At 39.1% G+C, this 24,598-nt stretch carries 28 protein-coding genes; 27 read left to right on the forward strand and 1 reads right to left on the reverse strand.

All coding sequences use genetic code 11. The annotated features are described in order from the left end of the window. Window position 1 precedes the first annotated feature (1 nt). The 20 genes from hprK to CH364_RS07250 all read left to right on the forward strand — a co-directional run bounded on the left by hprK (window position 2) and on the right by CH364_RS07250 (window position 15,527). Window positions 2-970: an HPr(Ser) kinase/phosphatase gene (gene hprK, locus CH364_RS07155; protein ID WP_100742863.1), complete on the forward strand. Its 969-nt coding sequence runs from the start codon at window positions 2-4 to the stop codon at window positions 968-970. After that, complete coding sequence (locus tag CH364_RS07160) at window positions 945-1,220, forward strand: HPr family phosphocarrier protein (protein WP_100742864.1); 276 nt, start codon at window positions 945-947, stop codon at window positions 1,218-1,220. Before hprK ends, CH364_RS07160 begins: the two co-directional genes overlap by 26 nt. Continuing rightward, window positions 1,210-3,033: an LIC_11548 family sensor histidine kinase gene (locus tag CH364_RS07165; protein ID WP_100742865.1), complete on the forward strand. Its 1,824-nt coding sequence runs from the start codon at window positions 1,210-1,212 to the stop codon at window positions 3,031-3,033. Before CH364_RS07160 ends, CH364_RS07165 begins: the two co-directional genes overlap by 11 nt. Then, on the forward strand, window positions 3,033-4,385 hold the full coding sequence (locus tag CH364_RS07170; protein ID WP_100742866.1) for a sigma-54-dependent transcriptional regulator: 1,353 nt from the start codon (window positions 3,033-3,035) through the stop codon (window positions 4,383-4,385). The genes CH364_RS07165 and CH364_RS07170 overlap by 1 nt, the downstream gene beginning before the upstream one ends. 1 nt (window position 4,386) lies before the next feature. After that, entirely contained in the window at window positions 4,387-5,205 is an 819-nt protein-coding gene (locus CH364_RS07175) for a hypothetical protein (protein WP_100742867.1), read from the forward strand. Continuing rightward, window positions 5,205-7,157 carry a replication restart helicase PriA gene (gene priA, locus CH364_RS07180; protein WP_100742868.1) on the forward strand — a complete coding sequence of 651 codons (1,953 nt, stop codon included), beginning with the start codon at window positions 5,205-5,207 and terminating at the stop codon, window positions 7,155-7,157. Before CH364_RS07175 ends, priA begins: the two co-directional genes overlap by 1 nt. 11 nt (window positions 7,158-7,168) lie before the next feature. Then, window positions 7,169-8,137 (forward strand): methionyl-tRNA formyltransferase, encoded by a 969-nt coding sequence (fmt, locus tag CH364_RS07185; RefSeq protein ID WP_100742869.1) that lies wholly within the window; start codon window positions 7,169-7,171, stop codon window positions 8,135-8,137. Beyond that, window positions 8,134-9,153 carry a PASTA domain-containing protein gene (locus tag CH364_RS07190; RefSeq protein WP_100742870.1) on the forward strand — a complete coding sequence of 340 codons (1,020 nt, stop codon included), beginning with the start codon at window positions 8,134-8,136 and terminating at the stop codon, window positions 9,151-9,153. The genes fmt and CH364_RS07190 overlap by 4 nt, the downstream gene beginning before the upstream one ends. Window position 9,154: 1 nt before the next feature. Beyond that, complete coding sequence (gene rpe, locus CH364_RS07195) at window positions 9,155-9,817, forward strand: ribulose-phosphate 3-epimerase (RefSeq protein WP_100742871.1); 663 nt, start codon at window positions 9,155-9,157, stop codon at window positions 9,815-9,817. A gap of 47 nt (window positions 9,818-9,864) precedes the next feature. After that, window positions 9,865-10,122, forward strand: coding sequence for a 30S ribosomal protein S16 (gene rpsP / locus CH364_RS07200; protein ID WP_002973959.1), 258 nt, complete (start codon window positions 9,865-9,867; stop codon window positions 10,120-10,122). A 7-nt stretch (window positions 10,123-10,129) separates the two neighbouring features. Beyond that, complete coding sequence (locus CH364_RS07205) at window positions 10,130-10,360, forward strand: KH domain-containing protein (protein WP_002974362.1); 231 nt, start codon at window positions 10,130-10,132, stop codon at window positions 10,358-10,360. Next, a complete protein-coding gene (rimM, locus tag CH364_RS07210; RefSeq protein WP_100742872.1) occupies window positions 10,350-10,886 on the forward strand; it encodes a ribosome maturation factor RimM in 537 nt (178 codons plus the stop codon). The genes CH364_RS07205 and rimM overlap by 11 nt, the downstream gene beginning before the upstream one ends. Beyond that, window positions 10,876-11,529, forward strand: coding sequence for a tRNA (guanosine(37)-N1)-methyltransferase TrmD (trmD, locus tag CH364_RS07215; RefSeq protein WP_100742873.1), 654 nt, complete (start codon window positions 10,876-10,878; stop codon window positions 11,527-11,529). Before rimM ends, trmD begins: the two co-directional genes overlap by 11 nt. A gap of 8 nt (window positions 11,530-11,537) precedes the next feature. Beyond that, entirely contained in the window at window positions 11,538-11,975 is a 438-nt protein-coding gene (rplS, locus tag CH364_RS07220) for a 50S ribosomal protein L19 (RefSeq protein ID WP_165779488.1), read from the forward strand. 113 nt (window positions 11,976-12,088) lie between these two features. Continuing rightward, window positions 12,089-12,739, forward strand: coding sequence for a ribonuclease HII (locus CH364_RS07225; RefSeq protein WP_243401280.1), 651 nt, complete (start codon window positions 12,089-12,091; stop codon window positions 12,737-12,739). Window positions 12,740-12,779: 40 nt separating this feature from the next. Beyond that, a complete protein-coding gene (locus CH364_RS07230; protein WP_243401281.1) occupies window positions 12,780-13,376 on the forward strand; it encodes a hypothetical protein in 597 nt (198 codons plus the stop codon). After that, window positions 13,373-13,633: an EscU/YscU/HrcU family type III secretion system export apparatus switch protein gene (locus CH364_RS07235; RefSeq protein WP_100742877.1), complete on the forward strand. Its 261-nt coding sequence runs from the start codon at window positions 13,373-13,375 to the stop codon at window positions 13,631-13,633. Before CH364_RS07230 ends, CH364_RS07235 begins: the two co-directional genes overlap by 4 nt. 34 nt (window positions 13,634-13,667) lie before the next feature. Further along, the gene (locus CH364_RS07240; RefSeq protein ID WP_100742878.1) at window positions 13,668-14,855 is read left to right on the forward strand and encodes a cyclic di-GMP phosphodiesterase; all 1,188 of its coding nucleotides are present in this window, start codon (window positions 13,668-13,670) and stop codon (window positions 14,853-14,855) included. 19 nt (window positions 14,856-14,874) lie between these two features. Then, the gene (locus tag CH364_RS07245; protein ID WP_100742879.1) at window positions 14,875-15,222 is read left to right on the forward strand and encodes a YraN family protein; all 348 of its coding nucleotides are present in this window, start codon (window positions 14,875-14,877) and stop codon (window positions 15,220-15,222) included. Window positions 15,223-15,326: 104 nt separating this feature from the next. Continuing rightward, complete coding sequence (locus CH364_RS07250; RefSeq protein WP_004788727.1) at window positions 15,327-15,527, forward strand: hypothetical protein; 201 nt, start codon at window positions 15,327-15,329, stop codon at window positions 15,525-15,527. Here the strand turns inward: CH364_RS07250 and CH364_RS07255 are convergent, their stop codons facing one another. Then, window positions 15,528-17,009: an ATP-binding protein gene (locus tag CH364_RS07255; RefSeq protein ID WP_244280400.1), complete on the reverse strand. Its 1,482-nt coding sequence runs from the start codon at window positions 17,007-17,009 to the stop codon at window positions 15,528-15,530. 83 nt (window positions 17,010-17,092) lie between these two features. Between CH364_RS07255 and CH364_RS07260 the strand changes: the two genes are divergently transcribed. From CH364_RS07260 to CH364_RS07290, 7 genes are read left to right on the forward strand one after another with little or no spacing between them, the layout of a single operon-like run. Next, window positions 17,093-17,458, forward strand: a complete 366-nt coding sequence (locus CH364_RS07260) for a type II secretion system-associated lipoprotein (protein ID WP_100743460.1) — start codon at window positions 17,093-17,095, stop codon at window positions 17,456-17,458. An 18-nt stretch (window positions 17,459-17,476) separates the two neighbouring features. After that, window positions 17,477-18,475: a peptidoglycan DD-metalloendopeptidase family protein gene (locus CH364_RS07265; protein WP_100742880.1), complete on the forward strand. Its 999-nt coding sequence runs from the start codon at window positions 17,477-17,479 to the stop codon at window positions 18,473-18,475. Window positions 18,476-18,504: 29 nt separating this feature from the next. Next, window positions 18,505-19,419, forward strand: coding sequence for a general secretion pathway protein GspC (locus CH364_RS07270; protein ID WP_100742881.1), 915 nt, complete (start codon window positions 18,505-18,507; stop codon window positions 19,417-19,419). Between the two features lies 1 nt (window position 19,420). Beyond that, window positions 19,421-21,181: a type II secretion system secretin GspD gene (gene gspD, locus CH364_RS07275; RefSeq protein WP_100742882.1), complete on the forward strand. Its 1,761-nt coding sequence runs from the start codon at window positions 19,421-19,423 to the stop codon at window positions 21,179-21,181. Further along, a complete protein-coding gene (gene gspE / locus CH364_RS07280) occupies window positions 21,178-22,854 on the forward strand; it encodes a type II secretion system ATPase GspE (RefSeq protein ID WP_100742883.1) in 1,677 nt (558 codons plus the stop codon). The genes gspD and gspE overlap by 4 nt, the downstream gene beginning before the upstream one ends. 5 nt (window positions 22,855-22,859) lie before the next feature. Beyond that, window positions 22,860-24,086, forward strand: coding sequence for a type II secretion system F family protein (locus tag CH364_RS07285; protein WP_100742884.1), 1,227 nt, complete (start codon window positions 22,860-22,862; stop codon window positions 24,084-24,086). 5 nt (window positions 24,087-24,091) lie between these two features. After that, window positions 24,092-24,553 (forward strand): type II secretion system protein GspG, encoded by a 462-nt coding sequence (locus CH364_RS07290; RefSeq protein ID WP_100742885.1) that lies wholly within the window; start codon window positions 24,092-24,094, stop codon window positions 24,551-24,553. The last annotated feature ends 45 nt before the right edge of the window (window positions 24,554-24,598 follow it).

The following is a 24,598-nucleotide window of genomic DNA, read 5'->3' on the forward strand; positions in this document are numbered from 1 at the left end:
AATGCCAGTTCCAGGGATCACTGTTGATACTATTTTAAGGGATCATGAAGACCTTCAGTTGGTTTTAGTGACTGGTGAAGCTGGTTTATCCAATCGGATTAATAATGCTGAAATCAATCGTCCTGGACTTTCGCTTACAGGATTTTTTGATTTTTTTGCCAATGATAGAATTCAGATCTTAGGAAAAGGAGAATGGGCATATCTCAATTCTCTTTCTGAAGATAAACTTCAAGAAATTACAGAAAAGTTTTTTGAATTTCATTTGAACTGTATCATTTACACTCACGGAAATGAACCCCAAGTTCCTTTTGTGGAGAGAGCTAGAACAAAAGGAATTCCACTTTTTAAAACAGAGATTGCAACTCACAGGTTCATTACTCTGATTTCACAAATTCTAGATCGTGCACTTGCTCCACGAACAATGCGCCATGGTGTTCTGATTGAAGTATTCGGAATAGGAACTTTGTTAACAGGTCGTTCTGGTGTTGGAAAAAGTGAAACCGCTTTGGAACTAATTGAACGTGGTCACAGGCTTGTGGCTGACGATATGGTAGAAATACGTCGCTTAAGTGAAAGTTATTTGATTGGCTCCTGCTCGGATCTTCTGCGCCATCATATGGAAATTCGAGGTTTGGGAATTTTAAACATCAAAGATTTGTTTGGCGTTGGTTCGGTGCGAGACCATAAGTTAATTGAATTAATTATCAATTTAAAAGAATGGGAAGAACAAACTTCTGGTGAATACGAAAGAACGGGAATTGAACAAAGTATGGAAGAAATCCTTGGGGTTTCGGTTCCGTATATAGAAATTCCTGTCAAACCGGGAAGGAATATACCTATAATCGTTGAAACAGCTGCTATGAACCAACGATTACGAAAAATGGGAAAAAATAGTGCAAAAGAATTTTCTAATAAATTAAATACATACATCCAACAGAGTTCCATTGAAACAAATCCAATTAAAGATTAGAGAAGATAGTAGCGGGTTACATGCAAGACCTGCATCATTGTTTGTAAAGATGGCTGCAAGTTTTCCTTGCGAAATTTTTGTAATTAAAGATGATATTGAAGTCAATGGAAAATCAATTATGGGCTTGATGATGTTGGCACTTGGACCCGGAACTGAGTTTTCTGTAAAAGCAGATGGCAAAGGAGAAGAGGAGGCATTGTTAGCGTTAGAAGCGTTGGTTGGTCGAAATTTTGAAGCCAATGCCAATTAGATTTTTCAAAATACTACCTAGGTTGTCCGACGAGAATCGATATTACTTAAGAGATATTTTTATCTTTTTTCTTACCTTAGCTGTGTCTGTTGCTTTTTCTGAACTAGTTTTTTTTAGACAAGAAGAAGATATATCCTTTTTCTCAAAACTAGATACTTATGTTTTTATTCTCATTCCATTTTTTATTTTATCCTTAATTCTAAGTTATGTTTATCGGAACCGGCGCAATAGAGAAACAGGGAAAATTAGAAGTTCGATTCGATACCGTCTAACTCTTGCTTTTTTGTTCGTTGCTCTTGTTCCTTCCTTACCAATTTTTATTCTATCTTCCAATTTGACGGGGAGGCTCATTGAGGGATTTTATCGAGTGGATATTTCCAATGCACTTCGATCTGCAAATTTAATCATTCAAAATGAAGAAAAAGAAATAGAATCTGAATTTATTGATAAAGTTAGCATTTTGCGTTCTAGACTTTTTGGTGTAAAACCTGACGGATACATAGTGTTTCGTAAAAGTGTTGAAAATGGTTTATTTGAAAAAAATGAATATTATTTAGGTATTGTCGAGTCAGGAAAACTTAGTTTTGAATCTAAAGGTTTGTTCCGTGATATCAAAGGTTTAGATTTTGTAGACTCAAAGCAGAGTGGAATTTTTGTAAGCCGCCTGTATTTAAGTGACAAGTCGTATATCCTATGTAAGTTTTATTTGGATCAAGGGACACAGGTCTACGTTGGACAAAGAATACACAAAGGACTAGAAGCTGATGTTCAGAGTATAGTGAATGCAACTTCAACGTATGAAAAAGTAAGTCTTTGGAAAGAAAAAATTCCGTTCAGTGTAAGGATTACTATTGCATCATTTTCTTTTGCAATGTTTCTCATTGCCATTTTGTTTTCTTTTTTATTTGCGAGACGAATTTCTCGCCCTATCATTCATTTGGCTAACGCAACAAAGAAAGTATCGTTAGGTGAATCTGACATACGTTTGGAAAAAACAGAAGAAGGCGAAATGGGAATTCTCATTGATAGTTTTAATCAAATGGTCAGTGACTTAAATGCAAAGTCAGAAGAACTTATGCATACTCAAAGAATTGCTGCTTGGAAAGAAGTGGCACAGCGAATGGCCCATGAAATTAAGAATCCACTGACTCCTATTCAACTTTCGGCACAAAGAATCCAAAGAAAATTCCAAAATCCAAAATCCGAAAACTTAGAATCTGTAATATTTGATGCGACTGAAACCATCATTGGTCAAGTGCGGGTTCTTGAACATCTTGTGAAAGAGTTTAGTGAATTTGCAAGAATGCCTGTCCCTGTTCTCATCAATCAAAAACTAAATCCAATTTTAGAAGAAGCAGTGGCTCTTTTTAAAGATACAACTGATATTGAATTTGAATTAAAATTTGCGGAAAATTTACCAGAAGTATTTCTCGATAAACGGTTGTTTTTGGGTGTCATTAATAACTTAATTAAAAATGCGGTTGAGGCTATCCAATCGGCAGAAAATTCTAAAGATGACATGGATATTTTGAGTTTAAGACGGAAAAAAATTCGTATCATGTCAAAATTGCAAAAAAAAGCACTACGCAAATCGATTGTGATCGAAATTGATGATTCGGGACCTGGTTTGAAACAGGAATGGAAAGAAAAAATTTTTGAACCTTATTTTTCGACAAAGGAAAATCATGGATCGGGAATTGGACTTGCAATCGTCCAGAAGACCATTATTGATCATCATGGGCATATTTCTGTCGAAGATTCTAAGTTAGGTGGCTGTAAGTTTAGAATCGAACTTCCGCTGGATATTCATTAATGCAAAAACTAATTTATATTCTTGATGATGAAAAAGAAATTCGGAAGTCACTTCGAGTGATTTTAGAAGATGAAGATTATGCAGTGGAAGATTTTGCAAATGGAAAAGCTCTGCTTAAGTCTTTGGCAAAAGAAAGACCCTCTCTTGTTTTGTTGGACGTTTGGGTTGGTAAAGAGGATGGTCTGGCTATTTTGGATGAATGCAAAAAATTGTATTCTAGTTTGCCGATTGTGATGATTTCTGGACATGGAACGATTGAACTAGCAGTCAATGCTACTAAAAAAGGCGCTGTTGATTTTTTAGAAAAACCACTTTCCATTGAAAAAGTCATTCAAACAATAGAATCAGCTTTAGAAAAAACAAAAGACCACGAAATCCCAGAATTCCAACTAGAAGTGGATGAAATTTTAGGTGAATCTTTACCCATTAAACGAGTTAAGTTTGCGATTTTTCAAGCCGCACAAACCAACGCTCGTGTTTTTATATTTGGAGAAAATGGAACTGGTAAAGAATTAACAGCAAGGGCAATTCATCAAAATTCCAAAAGGAAAGATGAACCATATATAGAGTTCAATTGTGCTGCCATTCCTGAGGAAACCTTAGAACAGGAGTTATTCGGTTACGAAATCCATGGAAACCAATCTAAAAGTGAAACAAAAATTGGTAAATGGGAAGCTGCCGCGAATGGAACTTTGTTTTTGGATGAAGTTTGTGATTTAACTCCTGCCTTACAATCTAAAGTATTAAAAGTAATCCTCGAACAAAAATTAGAACGAGTGGGTGGAAAAGAATCTGTCCCTGTGGATGTTCGTATCATTGCTGCCACAAACTCCAATGTAGAAGAAGCCATTCGCGAAGGTAGGTTTCGTGAAGATTTATACTATGCTTTAAGTGTAATCCCAATGGAGTTACCTCCACTTCGTGAAAGGAATTTGGACATTCCTTTACTCGCAGAATTTTATTTGAATAAATCCATTTCTGAAAATAAACTATCACCAAAAACTATTGATAGAGAAGGACTAGATGCCCTTACTTCCCATTTTTGGCCTGGAAATGTGAGGGAACTAGGAAATATTTTAGAACGGCTAAGTATTCTTGTTCCTGGCGATACCATCCGTGCGAAGGATGTAAAGGAAGCACTGCATGGTTTTAAAAAAGCCAACGAAATGGTTGCTCGCGGTGATCTAAAACATGCCAAAGAAGAGTTCGAACGTCAATATATCATTAAAACCTTACAGATCTGCGAGGGGAATGTGACAAGAACTTCGAAAGCATTGGGAATTGAACGAACCCATTTGTATCGAAAATTACGTTCCTTAAATATTTCAGTAGAACAGTTGAACGAAGGTTAGTATGGATCAAAAATCGATTTTAGAACGTTTTACAGACATTCTCAAAGAAACTAAATTTTTAATCCAAAACAAATCAGTTTCGATTTACCAATACCAAGAGGAACAAGATCCAAATGACTTTGTATTTCCTTGGAAATCCAAGGTTCCCGAATCTATGGAAATCCAGAAGAAACAACAGAAGGAAAACCAAAGGAACAATAAGGATTTGGTTAATTTTTCATGTACCCTTTGTCAGGGAAAACTTAGTGGCGTGCGTCAGTTTCTCCATAAAGGAAGAAAACCAATCCTTATTTTGCATTATTCTGGTGCCACCGGTCCCAAAGAAAAACCATTTACGAAAACAAAACCAAATCAAATTTTCAAAGACAAACTAACGGAAAGTAGCTGGGGAGAACTTGTTCAAAAGGTATTTGGATTTTCTTTCGAAGAGTTTTATTACCAAGAATATCCTGCTTGTAACTTTTCTAATACGGATTCAAAAGAAGCCGATTGGCAAACTAGAGTTGAAAACTGTAAATTTCACGTAAAAGATACGGTAGATGAATATGGAATCAAAGCCATTGTGATTTTGGGATCATCCGCTAAGTTATTGTTTGGTGCTGAGAAGGCAAAGGAGTATCTAGGAAAACAAACACAGTGGGATTTGTCGGGACAAACCATTCCTATTGTCACAACTAGATCGCCAGAAGCATTAGTTTTCCTGGGTGAAAAGGCTAAAAAAACAGATTCGGAAAGTAATCTTTTTCAATATGGAAAAGAGAAACAAGAATTAGAAGATAGTTTTATCGCCCACTTATCCCTGATAAAACCTTATCTCTAATGATCCAATTCGCAGAAGTGGCCCTCAATCTTTCATGGGAAAGTAGAACTCTCACTTATGAAATTCCTCAATCAATCGAGAATTTGCGACCAGGTGTTCGTGTCCTCGTTCCCTTAAATGGCAAGGAATGGGAAGGAGTTGTGATTGAGATTCATTCAAATGAGCCAAATTATGAATCTCTTTCCATTTTGAAACAAATTGATTTAGAGCCAGTTCTAACGGATGAACAATTGGATTTGGCAGAGTGGATGTCTGAAAACTATTTGTCTTCTCTCGGAGAAGCACTGTTTCTTATGGTTCCGAAAGGAAAAAAAAGAAAACAGGAAAAACAAAGTCCTGTACATATCCAATTTGAATTATTACATCCGTTAAATCCTTCACAAAAAAAAGCATTGGATGAAATTGTTACCAATAAAAAATCCAACACACATTTGTTATATGGGATTACGGGAAGTGGTAAAACCGAGGTGTATCTTCATCTTATGGCAGAGGTTTTACGAAAACCTAAAGGATCCGTTATTTTTCTTGTTCCGGAAATTTCTCTCACTTACCCAACCATCACAAGGATCGAAAGAATTTTCCCCGGGCAAGTGGCGGTTTTACATTCTCATCTAAGAACTTCGGAAAAATTTCAAAACTATCTGGATCTAAAGGAGGGAAAAAAACGAATTTGTATCGGAACCCGATCTGCAGTCTTTGCCCCTTTGTCCGACATCGAATTAATCATATTAGATGAAGAACATGACGGATCTTACAAAGAACATGGAGCCCCTCGTTACCATACCCGCCAAGTGGCATTACAAAGAATTTTAAAAACAAACGGTAAATTATTGTTAGGTTCTGCTACTCCGAGTCTTGAAATTTTTTACTTAGCCAAAGCGGGCCAAATTGGTTATTCGGAACTAAAAGAAAGAGCTAATCCAGAGGCATCACTTCCAACAGTAGAAATTACGGAAAAAAAAGAAGATAGTGAACTCCTTTCGGGCGATTTGCAGTTTAAAATTGCGGACCGGTTGAAAAAGGAAGAACAAACCATCATCCTTCTGAATCGCCGAGGTTATAATCCCTTTATTTATTCCGTAGCCACAAAAGAATTCATTCATTGTCCAAAATGTACAGCTACACTTTGTTATCATTCTGACAAAACTGTTAGGTGTCACCTCTGCGGGTATAAATCTACTTTTAGTAATTTAAAACAAGTTCATGGAGATGAGTTGGACTTGTTTGGTGCCGGTACACAAAAATTAGAAGAATATTTGCTTTCCCATTTTCCTAAAGCAAGGATCGAACGTTTAGACCAAGACAGTTCCAAAAATAAAGAAGTTACTCGCGATGTACTTGAAAAGTTAGGTGAAGGAAATTTAGACATTTTGACTGGTACACAAATGATAGCCAAGGGTCTAGATTATGCAAATGTCACACTTGTAGGAATTTTAAATGCCAATCATGGACTAGGGGTTCCTGACTTTCGCAGTAGCGAAAGAACCTATTCACTGATTTCGCAAGTTGCGGGTAGGGCAGGTCGGGGTGAAAAAAAAGGAGAAGTCCTCATCCAATCCAATGATCCCGAACATCCAGTGCTAAAAATGGCGATGGAACAAAACTATCCTGCATTTTTTGACTGGGAGTTGACATTTCGTAGAGATCTGTTTTATCCACCTTTTTCTCGTTTGGCGAGACTTGTTTTCAGGTCTAAATACGAAGACATTGCTAACAAACAATCTGTTGTTTACGCAGAATATTTAAAAGAAAATATGGATGCATCTGTTACCCTTCTTGGGCCAAGCCAATGTCCTTTTTATAAAATTGATAATAACTTCAGATACCATATTTTGTTAAAATCAAAATCTATCACCGTTTTACGTAATCTATTGCGGGAAACAAAAGCTAAATTTAAAATCGATTCCAAATGTTATATTGAATATGATTTGGATCCTCTGGAACTTGTTTAATAGGAAAAATGATGAAACTCTCAATTGGATACTTTGGATCTCCAGAACACTCTAAAGAATTACTTTCTATCTTACTCGACGCTGGAATCCACGTTGATTTTGTTGTGACCAATATCGACAAACCGGTGGGAAGAAAACAAATCATCACACCCACACCCGTTAAGGAACTGGCGATTGCAAAAGGAATCCCCGTCATCCAGTCGTCGAAACTCCGAACCGATGAAGAGGCACAAAAACAAATTTTATCCTATGGTTCTCCCGTTCATATTGTTTATGCCTACGGATCGATCGTTCCCGAGAATGTCTTCCAAGATCCGAAATTTGGAAGCATCAATCTCCACGGAAGTTTGTTACCGAAATACCGCGGCGCTTCTCCCGTCCAAAGTTTTCTTTTGAGTGGAGAGGAAAACTCAGGATTTACGATTCAGTTTTTAGCCAAGGAAGTGGATTCGGGCGATATCATTTCCCAAAAATCCTGGAAAGTGAAGCAAGCGGAGACCACAGCATCTCTTTTGCAATCGATTACAAAAGAAGGGGCAGAAGAACTCATTCGTCTTTTACGAGAACTGGAATCTACGGGAACCGCTTGGACTTCGAAGCCGCAGAATGCCAATGAGGCAACTCACTGCAAAAAAATCACGGCAAACGACCGTCCCATCCAATGGTCGGAACCGGCAAAAAACATCCACAACCGGATTCGTGCCTTGTATCCTGATCCTTTGGCTGTAACTGAATTTCGGGGAAAAAAACTGATCCTTATCTCTTCCTTTCTCCCGAAAGCCGATGAGGAACCCGTTCCGATTCCACCGGATCTCGCACCTGGTTCCTTTTTCCTATACCAGAAAAAAAGGCTTTTCTGCCTCTGTGGAGACGGAAACCTGCTTGGTATAGATACCTTACAACCCGAAGGGAAAAAACCCATGAAAGGATTTGAGTTTTTTAATGGGGCGCGGGTTTTAGCCGGAGAATCATTTACGTGAAAGAAAAGTTTCTAAAAATCCTACCTTACAGTGGTTATGTTCTATTTGTTGGTTTGGGGCTCCTCGTATTTTTTGTAGCAGCCTTTCTTGTGGTCGTTGTTCGAACCAAAGAAGAACAAAAGGTAATGATGCCTTATGTGATTGGCAAAAACTACATTGAGGTTCATAACGAATTACAAAGACTCCAACTCAAAGTCCGTTTAGAAACCCAAAGAATCCCTGAAAAAACCGACGGGATCATTCTGGCTCAATCCATTGATCCTGGTAAAGAAGTAGAAGCCGGATCTAAACTTTATCTTACAGTGAATATTGGATTTGATCGAGTCACCATTCCTGATGTCAAAGGACAAGATTTAAAACGTGCCAAAGCCATTTTAGAAAAAGTATTATCCGGTGAAGTGTATGTTCCATTACAAATTGGTGGGATTACATATGTGCCTGCTGTGGGTGATGAACCTGCTGACACAATCATTGACCAAATTCCGGCTCCAGGAAAGGAAACACATTCCGGCGAAAAAATTTACTTACTCGTTACAGAACCAAATATTGAAAAAAAATCCAACCAATCAGCGAATGATGTATTGGATTCCACAAAGTTTGTAGGAACACCCGTTCCCTTTGTTGTCGATTTTTTACAAAGAAAAAAAATTCCTTATCGTTTGAAAGAAGCCACCAAACCAGAGTTTCGTGAATCAAATGGACTTACTTCTTCCTTTGAATTAAAACAGACTGGAGCGGAAGTTGGTGTTTATTATTTAAAACCTTCGGAGTCCCTGGTTCAGGATTATGAATATTTGGAATATGAAGTGGATGATGATGATCTTTACTCTGCAAAACTGAGTTATACAAAACCTGGGGAAGATACAGAAGTCGAAAAAGAAATCTTAACCAACCAAAAACTAAAAGAAGATGAACCTGTGCGTTTTCTCATCCATAGAGCAGGAAATGTAAAAGTCAGTTTAGTCGGAAAAGAATCCGGAGTGGCCAAGGTTTGGAAATTAAAGGGAACTTATTAATATGAAAATTTCTGCATCGATCCTTGCTGCAAAATTAACGGGACTCTCACAGGAGCTTCCGACGTACAAACAAGAAAATATTGACCTCATCCATATTGATGTGATGGACGGAAACTTTGTCCCTCAAATCTCTTTTGGGGAAGCTTTTACTAAAGAAGTAAAGTCCCATACCCAAATCCCACTCGATGTACATTTGATGGTAAGTAACCCCGAACTCCACGTTCCCAAATACTTTGACCTAAATCCTTATTGTATCACCTTCCATATTGAAACCACAAACTTCTCAGTGAGACTCGCAGAAGAGATCCGAAAGGCAGGAATCAAAGTCGGAGTTTCTCTCAATCCGCAAACACCTCCGGAATCTATTTCCCAAATCCTTCCGTATTTGGATCTTGTGTTACTCATGACTGTGGATCCAGGATTTTACGGACAGTCCTTTGTAAAATCTGGTTTCGAAAAAATAGCGGCGGTTCGTAAACTCACGAAACCCTACAATATCGAACTAGAAGTGGACGGTGGTGTGAACGAATCCAATATGGAAGAACTAGCAAAACTTGGTGTGGACATTACAGTTGTGGGTTCGGGACTCTATAAAACGGGAGATCCGAACGCACAGGGTAAAAAATTAAAAGAACTCGCTGCAAGTGCTAGAACTCGCTCTTGACAGATCGTCCTTATTTAAAAAACTCGCTATAAAAGGGGTATTTTTCCTTGGTTAAATTAAGATTACAAAGAACGGGAACAAAAGCAGACCCGCACTATCGCATCGTAGCAGCAGACATTCGTGCTCCACGTGACGGAAAGTTCATTGAAGCGATTGGGCATTTTCACCCATCCACTTCCTCTGTGAAAAAAGCAACTTTCAATGAAGAGAAAACTCTTTCTTGGTTAAAAAAAGGTGCTCAACCTACTGATACAGTTCTTGCTCTTTTGAAAAAAGACGACGTTTGGTCAAAATTCAAAGGTTAATTGATACATGGAATCCTTAGTTCGTTATATCGTTACATCTCTCGTTGACCAACCAGAACAAGTGGCTGTCAACCAAGTCCCCGGAGAGGAAGAAACAGTGATCGAACTTCGGGTAGCAGCAAAAGACCTAGGTAAGGTGATCGGGAAAAATGGAAGGATTGCAAAATCTTTGCGTACTGTTTTACAAGCAGCCGGAACCAAACAAGGCAAAAACTATACTTTAGAAATTGTCGACTAAACCAAGTTTAGTGAAAGTGGGGGTCATTGGATCCTCACATGGAATCAAAGGGTTCATCAAAATTTTCACCGAAGGTGATACCTTAAATTCCGTCAAACCACCGTTCACCTGCACAGTTGAAGACCCTCGTGGGAATCAGTCTACCATCCAAATCGAGGAACTCAAACTCAATGGAAATCATTACCTAGCCAAACTAAAGGGTTTTGAAACTCCAGAAACTGTCATCAAATACCGTGGATTTTCTTTGTTATGGAAAAGGGAAGATTTACCTAAAGCCACTGAAGGCGAAATTTACACCGAAGATTTAGTCGGTCTCATTGCCATTTCCAAAGAAACGAGCCAATCGTTGAATTATGTAGTGACCCAAGTCATAGACAACCCCGCTCATCCCATTTTGGAACTAAAACCAAAAACTGGCGAAGGCGAAACAGTCCTCATTCCTTTTCTCCATCAGTTTGTGGGGGATTGGAACTTAGAATCCAAAACCTTAGAAATCATAGGCTGGGAGCAGTGGATTGAAGTTTAATTTCATCACTCTTTTTCCAGAAAAAATCACCTCTTACTTTGATACAGGAATCCCTGGAAAAGCCGTAAAACAAGGGGTGGTAGAAATCAATACTGTCCACCTTCGCGACTTTGCGGACAACAAACACCAAAAGGTAGATGATACAATTTATGGCGGGGGACCTGGGATGCTTTTGCAAGTGGGACCCATTTTTCGGGCCCTAGAATCCCTTGGGGAAAATAAAGGGAAGGTCATCTTACTTAGCCCTTCCGGTGAACTTTTTAACCAGACTTTAGCTCGGGAGATTTTTGAATCCTCGGAGACCATCACTTTGATTTCCGGGTACTACGAAGGGGTCGACCATCGTGTCACGGAGCATTTAATTGACAGGGAAGTGGCCATTGGAAACTATGTTATTTCATCGGGGGATTTAGCTGCTCTCGTTGTTGCCGATTGCCTGTCTCGGTTTGTTCCGGGATTTTTAGGAAAAGAAGAAAGCCTTCTAGAAGAATCGCACAATGAAACAGAAGAATTAGAATACCCCCAATATACAAAACCCTATGATTTTATGGGTTGGACAGTTCCTGATGTGCTCCTTGGGGGTCATCATGAAGAGATCCGGAAATGGCGGCAAAAAAACCGCAAAACAAGAAATCATTCTTAGAGGAAGCCATGAATCAGATTCTAGAAACAGCACTCGCAGGCGAAGCAAAGAACGAACTTAATTTCGAAATTGGTGATACTGTAAAAGTTCACTACAAAATCGTTGAATCTGGAAAAGAACGTGTTCAGGTTTACGAAGGTGTTGTGATCTCCATTGCGAACAAATCACAAAGCAAAACTTTCACTGTAAGACGTGTTTCTTACGATATCGGAGTGGAAAGAATTTTCCCACTTCATAGCCCAAGAATTGCAAAGATCGAACTCGTTCGTAAAGGATCTGTTCGTCGTGCAAAACTTTTCTATCTCCGTGATAAAAAAGGAAAAGCGGGACGTATCAAAGAAAGAAAAGGCGGACAAGCAATTGTTGCCAAAGATAAAAAGAGACAGGATGAGGCTTCTAAAGCCGCTCTTGCACAAGCAAAAGCTGCAGAAGCACCTAGCGCATAATTTCTCTTGAAACGGTCGTCACTCGGCCGTTCTTTCCTGAATTTCAAATCCCTCACCTGACCTGTTATTCACTCGATGAAGCAGGTCGTGGTACACTTGCTGGCCCCGTTTCTGTGGGCTGTGTTTCCTTTGACCTTCCTACCTTAGAAAAAATCAAAAATGGCGAAATCTTAAAAGGTCTTCGCGATTCTAAAAAAATTCCTGAACCCAAACGTATCGAACTTAGATCGGAAATTTTAAGACATGTATCTTATTATCGTGTGGCCTTTGTTAGCGCCAAGTTCATTGATCGTTATAATATCAACCAAGCTATTTTTTATGGGATGAACCGCTGTTTGCCGACAAACCTACAACCATTTGAATTCAATACTGCTGCGCATGAAAAATTGCATTTGTCCACTTCTACTTACGATGGAGAGACAAATCGCAATGAAGACAAATTGTTAAATACTAAGCCTTATCTCCTCGCCGATGGAAATTATAAACTAAAGATCACAAAACCTATAGAAGGTTATTTTTCGCTTCCCAAAGGAGATGATTTGATTCCTTCCATTTCTGCGGCATCGATCCTTGCCAAAACCTATAGAGATGAATATATGGAAAAAATGGATTTAAAATACCCAGGTTATGGGTTTGCCAAACACAAGGGTTACGGAACCGAAGAACATAGGGATGCCCTTTTGAAACTCGGAATTTCTCCCATCCACCGGTTGAGTTTTTGTAAATTTCTCCGATCTGAAGGAAGTGAACCCACTCTTTTCTAATTTAAACTCACTCTCACCTTTTCTCTCTTTGGGGAAATTGGTGTCCGACAAAAATGTAAGTTTTCTTCAGACAAATGCCTTTCACTCTATTCCAACTGAAAAAGGAATCGGCAAAACAAAAGTTAATTTTCAACAAACATCCGTTCCCAACCCGAAAGACCAATTGGTCTTGTTTGGAGAAGGTATCGAAAAAGAGACCCAAATAAACTCAGGTAAAGCAGAGAATCTTTTTAGGTGGGAGCATTGGAAGGCGATTCAATCTGATTCTAAACCAAATGAAGTTTCTGAATTAAAACCAGTTTGGAATTATCTTTTAGGCGAAACTGGATTTTCAGATCTTCTTTCCTTTATAGATCCAGATTCAAAAGAATCATTACAAATGATAGTGGAACCGAAAAACAAAGGTTTGGTTCTCTATGTGTTTTGGGAGTCCAAAGAAACAGGAGCGATGGGAATCCAGTTCCATTATGATCCCGAAAAAGAAAAACCAGTTCTTGTGCAACTCACAACAGAAAGTTCCTTTCAAGCTATGGACTTGGGAAAGTCTTTTGTAACTCTTACTCGGGACTTTCCCCAAATTCAATCCGTACAAATGGATGTTTGGAAAAAAGATTCCTATAACGGAGATTATAGATGAAACAGAAGATGGCAGCCCTTGCTTATAATCCAAACCTCCATGCGGCACCGAAACTCGTAGCAAAAGCCGAAGGTAGGTTTGCAGAAAATTTGATTCGTATCGCTCGTGAGGCAGGTGTTCTTGTCATACGTGATGAAGTCATGATTCAAACCTTAGATCATCTCCCTAATGGGAAAGAAATTCCGAGAGATTTGTATGAAGCTGTGGCTGCAGTGTTTCGAATCCTTGTTTTAGAGAGACAAAAGAAAAACAATTGATGTTTCTACGCTTCTTACTAGAATTTACGCAATTATGCGGAAAATTTCCATTCGAGATCTTGAACCTGGCTCGAAGTTTACTAAGTCAATTTATTTAGATAAAGATACAGTTTTTGTTGGAGCTGAGCAACCCATCACTCAACAAGATTTAGACCGCTTGGTCCAATTCGGAATCACCTTTGTTTTAACAGATGGTGAAAAGGTATTGGCCGAAGGTGGAGACAAAACCACAGCAGGTGCAGGGCCAGGTTACTTCGATACCAATCTTCCTTTTTATCAGGATGATGAAAACTCGACTCGTTTTAAGTATCTATTAGAAAAAACCAATACAACTAAGGTTGAGTTCAATTCTGTTTTCAAAGACTGTTTTGAATTGGTACAAAAAACCTATAAATCGGCATCTGAGGGTCGTTATACGGAGATCCGAGAGTTCCGTGAGATTGCAGAAAGAATCGCCGATCATACAAAAGCGAACGCACAGATACCTATTTTACTTTTATCACATTCTCATTCTGGATATTATCTATACACTCATATATGTTATGCGACATTCTTTTCTGTGATGTTAGGAAACTTTTTAGAGTTTTCTAGACCTAAATTAATCGATTTAGCATTGGCTTCTCTATTTGCAGATATCGGAATGGTGACAGTCCCCGAAGAAGTTTCTGAGAAAAAAGGTGCCCTTTCTGAATTAGATTTAAAAACCATCAAACGCCATCCAGTGACTGGTTACCAAATCCTCACTCAAAGATTGAAATTAAAAAATTCCCTTGCAATCGTTGCCTTACAACACCATGAAGCAGTGGATGGAACTGGGTATCCACAAAGGATTTTGGCAAACCAAATTGAAGAACTCACAAAAGTTTTTATGATTGCAGACCAATTTGCTGCGATGATCCATCCAAGACCGTATAGACAAGCTATCCTTCCTTATGAAGCAATGAAAATTATGATTAGCGAAAACGTGAACCGTTTTGATTTAAAAATGGTAAGATTATTTTTGAATAAACTTTCTATGTTTCCTGTGGGGTCCGGTGTGGTTCTTTCTGACCTAAGAATGGGTATGGTCATTGAATCCAATAAAGATAAACCCCTTCGTCCCGTCATTCGAGTCACTAAAGATGCAGAAGGCAAACGTCTAAAACATTTAGAATTTGTGGACCTTATGAAAGACCTCAATCTCTACATCCAACAAGCCATTCCTTTTTCCCAAATTTACTAACCTACAAGGTGATTGGCAGATGCCAAAAAAAACGGACCTAGGGAGACTAGGAGAAGGTTTGGGATGTGAATACTTGGTTTCTCTTGGTCATACCATCCTTTTTCGCAACTACCGAAAGTCCTTCGGTGAATTAGACATAATTAGTTTGTGGAACAATTCACTTCATTGTTCTGAAGTCAAAACTTGGGATGAAAGGAACGGATTTCATCCCTTGGAATGCTTTCATGAGACAAAACGTATGAGAATGCGGAAGGTATATTACTATTTAATCAGAGAAATACCGGCTTTTGTTCACCTAACACCTTCTTTTAATTTGATCCATATCACTGAAAAAAAGGAAGTGCGTTTTTATTCGTCAATCTTCTAAAATACTTCATCAAGGGATTTTTGTACCGGGCCGATTGATGATGTATCCCATAAGGGAAAACGCTCTCAAGGATGAGAGTTTGATTGTTACAAGGAAGTAACCACATGAGTCAATTTAGTATTTTTGGGAATTTAGCAGAAACCGACGAATTTGGACCAGATCCGGTATTACTCCGGAAAAGGGGGATGGCATCGACCATCCAGAAAAAATTCGAAAATTATAAAAAGAAAATCGATGATCCAGCTTATATGGATTATGCGATCAATAAAATTGCGATGGAAATTTCGCATTTTATTTCAAAATAATCACCCTAAACTGTAAATCCATTGGTAGCCGATGCAATAGTCCACTGCTTCCCAAATATGTACTTCCTTGGTTCGGGGGGATAGGTTCCAATCTGCAATGGTCCTTGCTAAAGAAATGATTTGTTTTTTCTTTCGTAGGGACAGTTGTTTCGTTTGATTTTCTGTATCTAAAATTTTTTGGATTTTGGTTTCTTCATTTTCAGGAATTATGTTTGTGTTTCGAAAGGCAAACCTTTCCAAAATAGTTTGTTTCATTTTTAATTCTTCTAGTTTGATACACCGATCATTTGTTGTTTCGAATAAGGTTTGAAAGATTGTGATTCGATCTAAAAAAGCCCCGCTAATTTTTTGTAAATACAAACGAATCCTCTGCAAGGAACAGTGACACACTTGGTTACTATGATAATTTCCACAAGGACAGGGGTTCGCTGATAACATCAACGTAAAATCTGTTTTTAATTTTGTCTTTTCATTCATCCTAACAATTTCTAAATACGAATCTTCCATTGGCATTCGTAAACTTTCTAAAATTCGATCTTTGAATTCCAAAGCTTCATCTAAGTATAAGATTCCTCCAAAGGCTTTTGAGATTTCTCCAGGTTGGAAGGGAAGTCCTCCACCTACGAGTCCTACTTCGGTAGCGGAATGGTGAGGGGAGCGAAACGGACGTTTGTTGGAGGGAATTTCAAACTCTCCTTCGAAAGTCCAAATTCCTTGGTTTTTAAGGTCTCTTGTCTCTTTTGAGGGCAATAAGGATTCTAACATACGGTGGAGCATAGTTTTTCCCGAACCTGGGCTTCCTAATAGTAGGCTATGGTGTTTTCCGAGGAGGGAATACATAAGACCTTGGAACACTTTCATTTGGTATGGATCTAATAAAACATGATCCCAAGTGAGAGGTTCCGATTGCGGAGAAGGAATCCCTCGGCAGTTTGGCAGGACACCTGTTAAGTCACGAACTTCATCTAAGTGGTCTAAAAAGTAATACTGGCCTTCCGGTAGTGTTTCTTTTTCTAGGGAACGAGGAAGACAGACAGAAACTCCATTCTGGTCCTGATTTTGCCAGAGATAAGGCAAAAGTTCCTTTCCTCCCACGACAGAACCATCCAGTCCCAAACCACCTAAAAACAGAATCTGCCTTTCCTGTTCTTTGATTTGATCAGTAGCAAGGAGGATGCCCACAGCCATCGCCAGATCCAAACAGACCATCCTTTTGGGTATATGAGCTGGCTTTAAATTGATGATGATGGTTTCGAGTGGGAACTGGTACCCAGAAGCCTCCAGAGCCAAACGGATGCGGTCTTTGGACTCTTTGGTGGAGAGAGAAGCACAACCTAAAATTTGAAAATGGGGCAGACCTCTTCGTATCCCCACCTCCACTTGGATTTCTTTTGTCCCATTCCATTCATACATTAAGCTACCAACTTCTGCGCGTTTGGGGATCACAACCAGATGGGTAATGTTTTCTCTCTTTTGGGCCAAAAAATAAAAAAGACTTTTCATAAATAAGGCATCATGGTGACTTTTCCTAAGAGTTTGCTTTGAATTGTAGTATCATTCGTGTAATTCCCCTCGTTCTTCTCCTTGTGTTCAGTCATTGTTCCCAACGGTTGATTAAAAAAGAAAGATTAAGGGAAATCAATGAATACTATGATGGAAAGACGTATGCATTACAAGATGAGATCAAATTCTCTCAAACGGAAGTTTGGAAAAAAGGAACACTTGTAAAGATATACATTGAATCCACACCTTCACTTTTGAAATTGAAGGTGTATCCCATTGCAGAGTCTAGAGAGTCTTCTGTGGGAAAATTGGCGGCTTATATCATTAATGATGATATAAAAAAGAAGCAGTATGACTTGGAAGATGTCGAAGAATGGGTGGGAAAAAAATTCACTCTTGTCGAGCCCAGTGTCAAAAAAAAGAAATAAAGGTTTGGGAATTCTCCATTGTCGCAAGTAGTCCGTTTTTATTCTTTCTTTGTTTCTTGTTCAAGATTCTTCCCTTTTAATCCCGATATTCTAATCGTGAAAGCACTTCGGTTGGTAACATTTTCTCTTTGGTTTCTTTCTGGAACCGTTCTCCTTGCCAATCCCTTTCAAAAAATCCACTCAGAAATCAATGAATCACTCCCTGGCGGAGAATCTGGGATGTTTCGTCTCTTTGGTTCCCAATCGCAAGAATCAGAAGTTCACAAACTCTTTTCGGTAGGTGTCAATGCATCGACTGACGAGGAAGAAGTGGAACTTGCTTCACTAGATCTCCCTAAATACATAGATGTTTCTCCTGTTGTGAGTAATACAGTGGTTCATGAATCTGGTATCATCGTAAAAAAATATGCAGTTCAAAAAAAAGACAATCTATCCAAAATTGCTAGGTCCTTTTCGATTGAACTTTCCAAATTAAAAAAACACAATGGACTCTCCAATGACCAATTGAAAATTGGACAAGTTTTGGAAATACCAGTCCAAGTGAAGAATGCTTCTTCTTCTCGAGTTGTTCTTAAAAAAATCTTCATAATGCCCGTTCCTCAAAGCCGAGTGACCTCCCGATATGGTCGACGTGTAGATCCTTTCAACAAATACAACCGAGTGTATCATACAGGTCTTGACTTAGCAGCGAAAGTGGGTGCTCCCGTTTTATCTGCCGCAGATGGAGAAGTTGTTTTTACTGGTCGCAACGGTGGGTATGGAAATTCAGTCACCATCCAACATAAAAATGGGTATAAAACAGTTTACGCCCATTGTTCACAGATTTTAGTTGAGGTTGGGGAAACGGTGAAGATGGGTCGTGTGGTGGCACTTGTCGGTAGGACAGGAACAGCAACAGGAGCTCATTTGCATTTTGAAGTGTTTCGAAACGGGAAAATTATGAATCCTGAATCGGCTCTGAGTATCACTGAAAAACAAGTCACTAGACTCCCCAAATCTGAAGTAGCCGGAATGTAATCGGAGCCCACCTCCGGTTTGTGGGGAGCATGAATCTAATCCTTCAAAGAATCCAGTCGAGTCAGTTTTTGACTTTAATTCCGGCTGTATTACTCTTTTCTTTTTCTTTGGCTTACCTATTGAAGTTGGTCCTTCTTCTTTTGTTTTCTACAGAAACTGGGATCAGTGTCGCTGGAAATACCCGTCCGAAACAAATGCGCCAAGAAGTGATTTTGGCAGTGAGTACGTACGAAGACATCGTAACAGGAAATTTAATCCGCGGCCAAGTGTATGATCCAAATGATACCACCAAACGCGGAGCAGATGGTGCGCCACTCGATCCAGAAATTGCTCAGGACAATGGGGACGATGACCAAATGCTTGTGACAGGAACCCTTTCTGGTCACTGGTCTTTTGCTCGGGTCACCATCCGAGAAAAACAAAACAACGATTCTGAAGAATATGGAACGGGTGAGATGGTGGGTGGTTACAAAGTCCAAACCATCGAACAACATTACGTGGTGTTAAAAAAAGGTGGCCTTAGCCTTCGGGTCAACATTGGTGAAACCCCTGCGCAAGCAAAAGAACGGATTCGTCCAAAAGATGCGGCTGCCGTTTCAAGTTTAGGGCCTTCCAGCCAAACGGTTCAAAAAGTTCTTTCCCGTGAAGACGTAAACAGGAAATTGAAGGACCCGAACACTATCTATAAAAATGCAAGGTTTGGCCCTCATTTGGTAGACGGAAAGATCGAGGGTTACAAGATCTATCAGGTGGCAAAAGACCATGTATTTTATTCCCTAGGTGCTCGTGGTGGGGATATCATCAAACGTGTCAATGGAATGCCTCTGAACGAAACAGAGAAAATGTTGGAAATTTGGGGTTCGATCAAACAAGCCCCAAAAATTACAGTGGATTTAGAGAGACAAGGCAAAATAATCACATATGAATTTATCATTCGGAATTAAAATGAGAAATCGTCTTCCTTTAGTATTACTTAGTATTTGCCTTTATGTATTTGTGACACCGAGCTTTTCCCAAGAAAAGGGAAAACCAAAAAGTAAATCTTCCCCGGAGCCTGCGAGTTTTACTGCCGATTGGAGAGATACTGAACTCAAAGATTTTCTCATGGGAATGAGTGCCATCATCAAAAAAAATATCCTCATAGATGATGCCGTGAAAGGAAAAAAAGTAACCATCATTTCTCAAAAACGCGTTAAGATCGAAGACGCTTATGGATTTATGAAATCCGTTTTAGAAACGCAAGGGTTTGGTCTCATCGAAGAAAATGACCTCATCAAAGTAGTCAAGATCAAAGATGCCCTCGCTAAATCACCCATCGTTCGGATTGGTAAAGATCCGGTTTCGGAATCGGAAGTTTCACTAAATAAAACAATCACTCAAATTGTTCCTTTGGAATTTTCGAATGCGGTGGAATTGGAACCAATCCTTAAAAGGGTTACTTCTCCCGATACAGACATCATCATTCCTAAAAACCAAAACACTTTGATTTTTTCCGGTTCTACTTCTGATATCAATAAGTTACTTAAGTTAGTAGATAACTTGGATGTAAGAGCAGATGGTCCAGGATCAATATCTTCTGCAGGTGATATTCATATTTATACTTTGGAATACAACGAGGCGGAAAAACTCGCTGCAATCTTAGTGAAATTGGATATGCCGGATGCTCCTATGGCACCGACCCAAAGTGGCCAACCTGGCGAACCTGGCCCGGATGGAAAGCCACCGACTCCACAGCCAGTTGCCCAAGCACCGAAAGTTCCTGGGAAACAAGATAAAATTAAAGCAGTGGCTCATAAAGAGTCAAATTCACTCATCGTGACAGCAACTCCTCAAGAATGGGAAGAGATCAAAAAAATCATTAAAATTTTAGATACTCCCAGGAAACAAGTGTTACTTGAAGTCCTGATCGTGGAACTAAGCTCCACTGACTTAAATGACTTTGGAATTGATTGGCGTTACCAAGAATTAGCCTATGGACAGTTTAACACGGGTCTTGCGGCGCAAGGGGGAGTGATTGATAAAAATGGACGACCCACAAATGTTAACACATTGTCTGGATTTTCCCTTGGGTTCATTCGTCGCGGTGGACAACAAATCATCGGTATCTTAAACGCAAACTCAACCAATGAAAATTTCAATGTATTGTCTGCTCCACAAATTTTGACTTTGGACAACCAGGAGGCAGAAATCAATGTCGGTCAGGATGTTCCCGTAAGAACACAAAATCGTAACGCCGGTCTTGGTGGAGACAACGCAGTAACGGTTGCTAACTTTGAATACAGACCCACTGGGATTAAACTCAAGTTCACCCCACATATTAATAAAAACAATCGAATCACTCTTGATCTTTACCAAGAAATTAAAAACGTAGCCGGGATTTCATCAGAAGCCACAGGGGGAAACCCGACGTTTAACAAACGAGATATCAAAACAACGATTGTTGTGGACAATATCCAAACCATCGTGATTGGGGGACTACTTTCCAATGACAAACAAAAGAAAGTGCAAAAAATTCCTATTTTAGGGGAGATTCCACTTCTCGGAACTTTATTTCGCAGAACTACCAATCAAAACCGTAAAACCAATTTGATGGTATTTTTGACACCGCATATTCTAGACGACCGAGATAAATCGGATCGTATGACCATCCAAAAGAAGAATGAACAAGAAAGGATGGTCGACGAACGAGAAAAGAAATTACGATGAGAAAGAGTTTAGGCCAAATCCTACTTGAAGATGGGATCCTTACGGTTAAGGATCTCGAAGATATTTCCAAACAACAGGAAAAAACAAATCTCCCTATCACTCATATCATTCAAAAAAAAGGCCTCGCTTCCGAAACAGACATTTTAAAAGCACTAGCGAAACTCCATCGTATGGAGTTTATCGACAAACTTGAGTTTGTTGGAAATGAAGAAGTATTTGGAAAAATCCCATTAAAACTAGTCCAACGTTCTAAAATTGTTCCAGTTACAGTCAAAGGCAAAAAAGTAATCGTTGCCACTTGTGATCCAACAGACCTACATCCAATGGATGATATGAGATCCTTCTTAAAAGGATATGAAATACAATTCGTTCTTGCCACAGAAAACGAAATTATGAGAATCATCCACTCTCAGTTCGACAAAACAACTGCCGAAGCCAAAGAGATGATGGATGAAATGGATGGGAGTTTTGGTGATCTCTCTGACGTTTTCGAATCCGACGCACTAGATTTATCCAACGAAGCTCCCATCATCAAGATGGTGAACGTAATTTTATCACAAGCAGTATCAGAACGAGCCTCAGATATCCACGTAGAACCATTTGAAAAATCCGTAGTGGTTCGATACCGTGTGGATGGTGTTTTACAAAAGGTTTTAAATCCACCTAAGTCTTATTTGGCGGGAATTTCAACTCGTATCAAAATCATGTCAAACTTAAACATTGCGGAAAACCGTTTGCCACAAGACGGTAGGATCAAACTTAGGTTGGCAGGAAAAGATGTGGATGTCCGGGTTTCTATCATCCCTTGCCAATTCGGGGAACGGATCGTAATGCGTATCCTAAACAAAACTGACCAAAAATATTCCATTGAAACCATGGGTTTTAATAAGGAAATTTTGAATGATTTTAAGCATTTAATCTATAAACCTTATGGAATCATTTTAGTCACAGGTCCCACTGGATCTGGTAAATCTACGACACTTTATTCTGCACTTTCTGAAATCAATACAGAAGAGCGAAACATCATCACCTGCGAAGATCCGGTGGAATACCAGATGGATGGTATTTCGCAAATGCAAATGAACGAAAAAATTGGCCTAACTTTTGCTGCAGGTTTACGTTCTATCCTTCGTCAAGATCCGGATGTGGTGATGGTAGGGGAGATCCGTGATGAGGAAACCGCAAGGATTGCCATCCAAGCCTCACTTACTGGTCACTTAGTTTTTTCTACCTTACATACAAATGATGCTTCGTCTGCTGTAACAAGGCTTGTGGATATGGGAATTGAACCATATCTCATCACAAGTTCTGTGTTAGGTTTTATGGCCCAAAGGCTTGTACGTGTGATTTGTAAGGATTGTAAAACGAGTTACAAACCTACAGATAAAGATTTAGCAGGTCTTGGAATCCAAAGAAAAGAATTAAAAAACGGAGTTTTGTATCGTGGGAAAGGTTGTTCTTCCTGTCTAAACTCTGGATACAAAGGTAGAACAGGTTTGTACGAACTTCTCACTATGAATGATGAAATCAAACGAGCCATTTTACAGGGTGCTGATGCCAATCGAATCAAAGAAATCGCATTGAAAAATGGTCTATCGACTTTGCAAGTTTACGGCAAATATAAAGTGATTGAGGGTGTAACAACTCCAGAAGAAGTCCTTCGGGTATCATAATTTTTATGCCACTCTATACTTACGTTGCATTCAATCGAAAGGGTAAAGAAGAAAAAAATATCATAGATGCCCCAAACCTTCAGGCGGCACGTAACAAACTTAAGGCGAAAGGGCTGTACGTTCGCTCCATCCAAGAAGATAGGGAAAAGGAAGAACGTGAACTTTTTCCTTTTTTATCAAAGTTATTATATAGAATTCCAAGAAAAGAAGTCGGACTATTTTGTAAACAACTTGGAACCCTGATTGGTGCAGGGATCCCTCTTGATAAATGTTTACTCTCCATCATTGACCAAGTCGAGAATATCTATTTCAAAAAAGTTTTGATAGAGATGAGAGCGGATATTACGGAAGGAATGAGTCTTTCCGAGTCTATGAAGAAACACAAAACTGTTTTTCCTGACCAGTATCCCAGTTTGATTTCTGTAGGTGAATCGACAGGAAATTATGAAAACACGTTGCACCGGTTAGCTGAACTCGAGGAAAAATCTTCCGAATTAAAATCAAAAGTCCAAGTGGCTATGATTTATCCAATGATCATGGGTTTACTTTCTTTGGGTGTATCCATCTTTCTTCTTGTTGTAGTCATTCCACAAATCGAACAGTTGTTTGCTTCCTTTGATGCCAAACTTCCGCTACTCACAAGAAGTGTGATTTTTTTATCCTATGTTTTGACCAATTATTGGTTTTTTATTTTGGGAGCGATCGCCGGTGGACTACTTGGGTTTATGAAATGGAAAAGTGGAGGCGAAGGGAAAAAAACTTGGGACAAATTCCTCCTTCGTTTGCCAGTCATCGGAACCTTACTTCGTAAAATTTTGGTTTCGAATTTTGCTAGAAATTTATCCATTTTACTTCTCAACCGGGTACCACTAATTGTTTCATTGAACATTGTCTCCGATGTAGTTGGTCACACAGTTTTTAAGGAAGAAATTGAATCGGCAATCGTCAAAATCAAAGAAGGGGGAAAACTTTCTGATTCGTTACAAGGATCACAAGTCCTCCCGCAAATGGTACTCGGGATGCTGAGTGCAGGGGAAGCCTCTGACAAAGTCCCCGAAATGATGAATAAACTCTCGGAAATCTATGAATCCGAGGTAGACACAGCAATAAAATCTTTGACCCAATCATTAGAACCAATGATGATCATTGTAATGGGTGGAATTATTTTTACCATTATGGCGGCGATTATGACGCCAATGTACAAACTAACTCAAGAAATCCAGGGGATGTAGAGTTTATGAAAACTAAAGGGAAACACAGAAAGATACGTGAGGGACTAACTCTAATCGAGATTACCGTGGTAATGCTCATTTTAGGATCTCTTATGGCGATTCTTTACTCCAGTATCGGAAACCGGGGTGAAGGCGAAAAAAAACTGAAACTGAAAAATGATAGCGCTGTTCTTAAAACGGCCCTCGAACGATATTTAGAAGTGTATGACAAATACCCTTCCGAAGAACAAGGTTTACAGGCACTGATTGAAAAACCAGATGATGATAAAATTGGTGATGATTATGAACCAATTATACGTGAAAAAGCCGTTCTGAAAGATCCGTGGAAAACACCGTATGTTCTAAAGTTTGAAGGAGCTACTCCTCAAATTCTGACACTTGGTGATGATAAAAAAGAAGGTGGAGAAGGAAAAGGTAAAGACTTTAATATCCTTTCACCGGATGATTACCCGGCCGCTTTCCGATAAAATATCGGTTTTGAAAATCAAACGGAAATTACGAGGTGGTCTCAC

Source organism: Leptospira harrisiae, from assembly GCF_002811945.1.
Lineage (GTDB): Bacteria > Spirochaetota > Leptospiria > Leptospirales > Leptospiraceae > Leptospira_A > Leptospira_A harrisiae.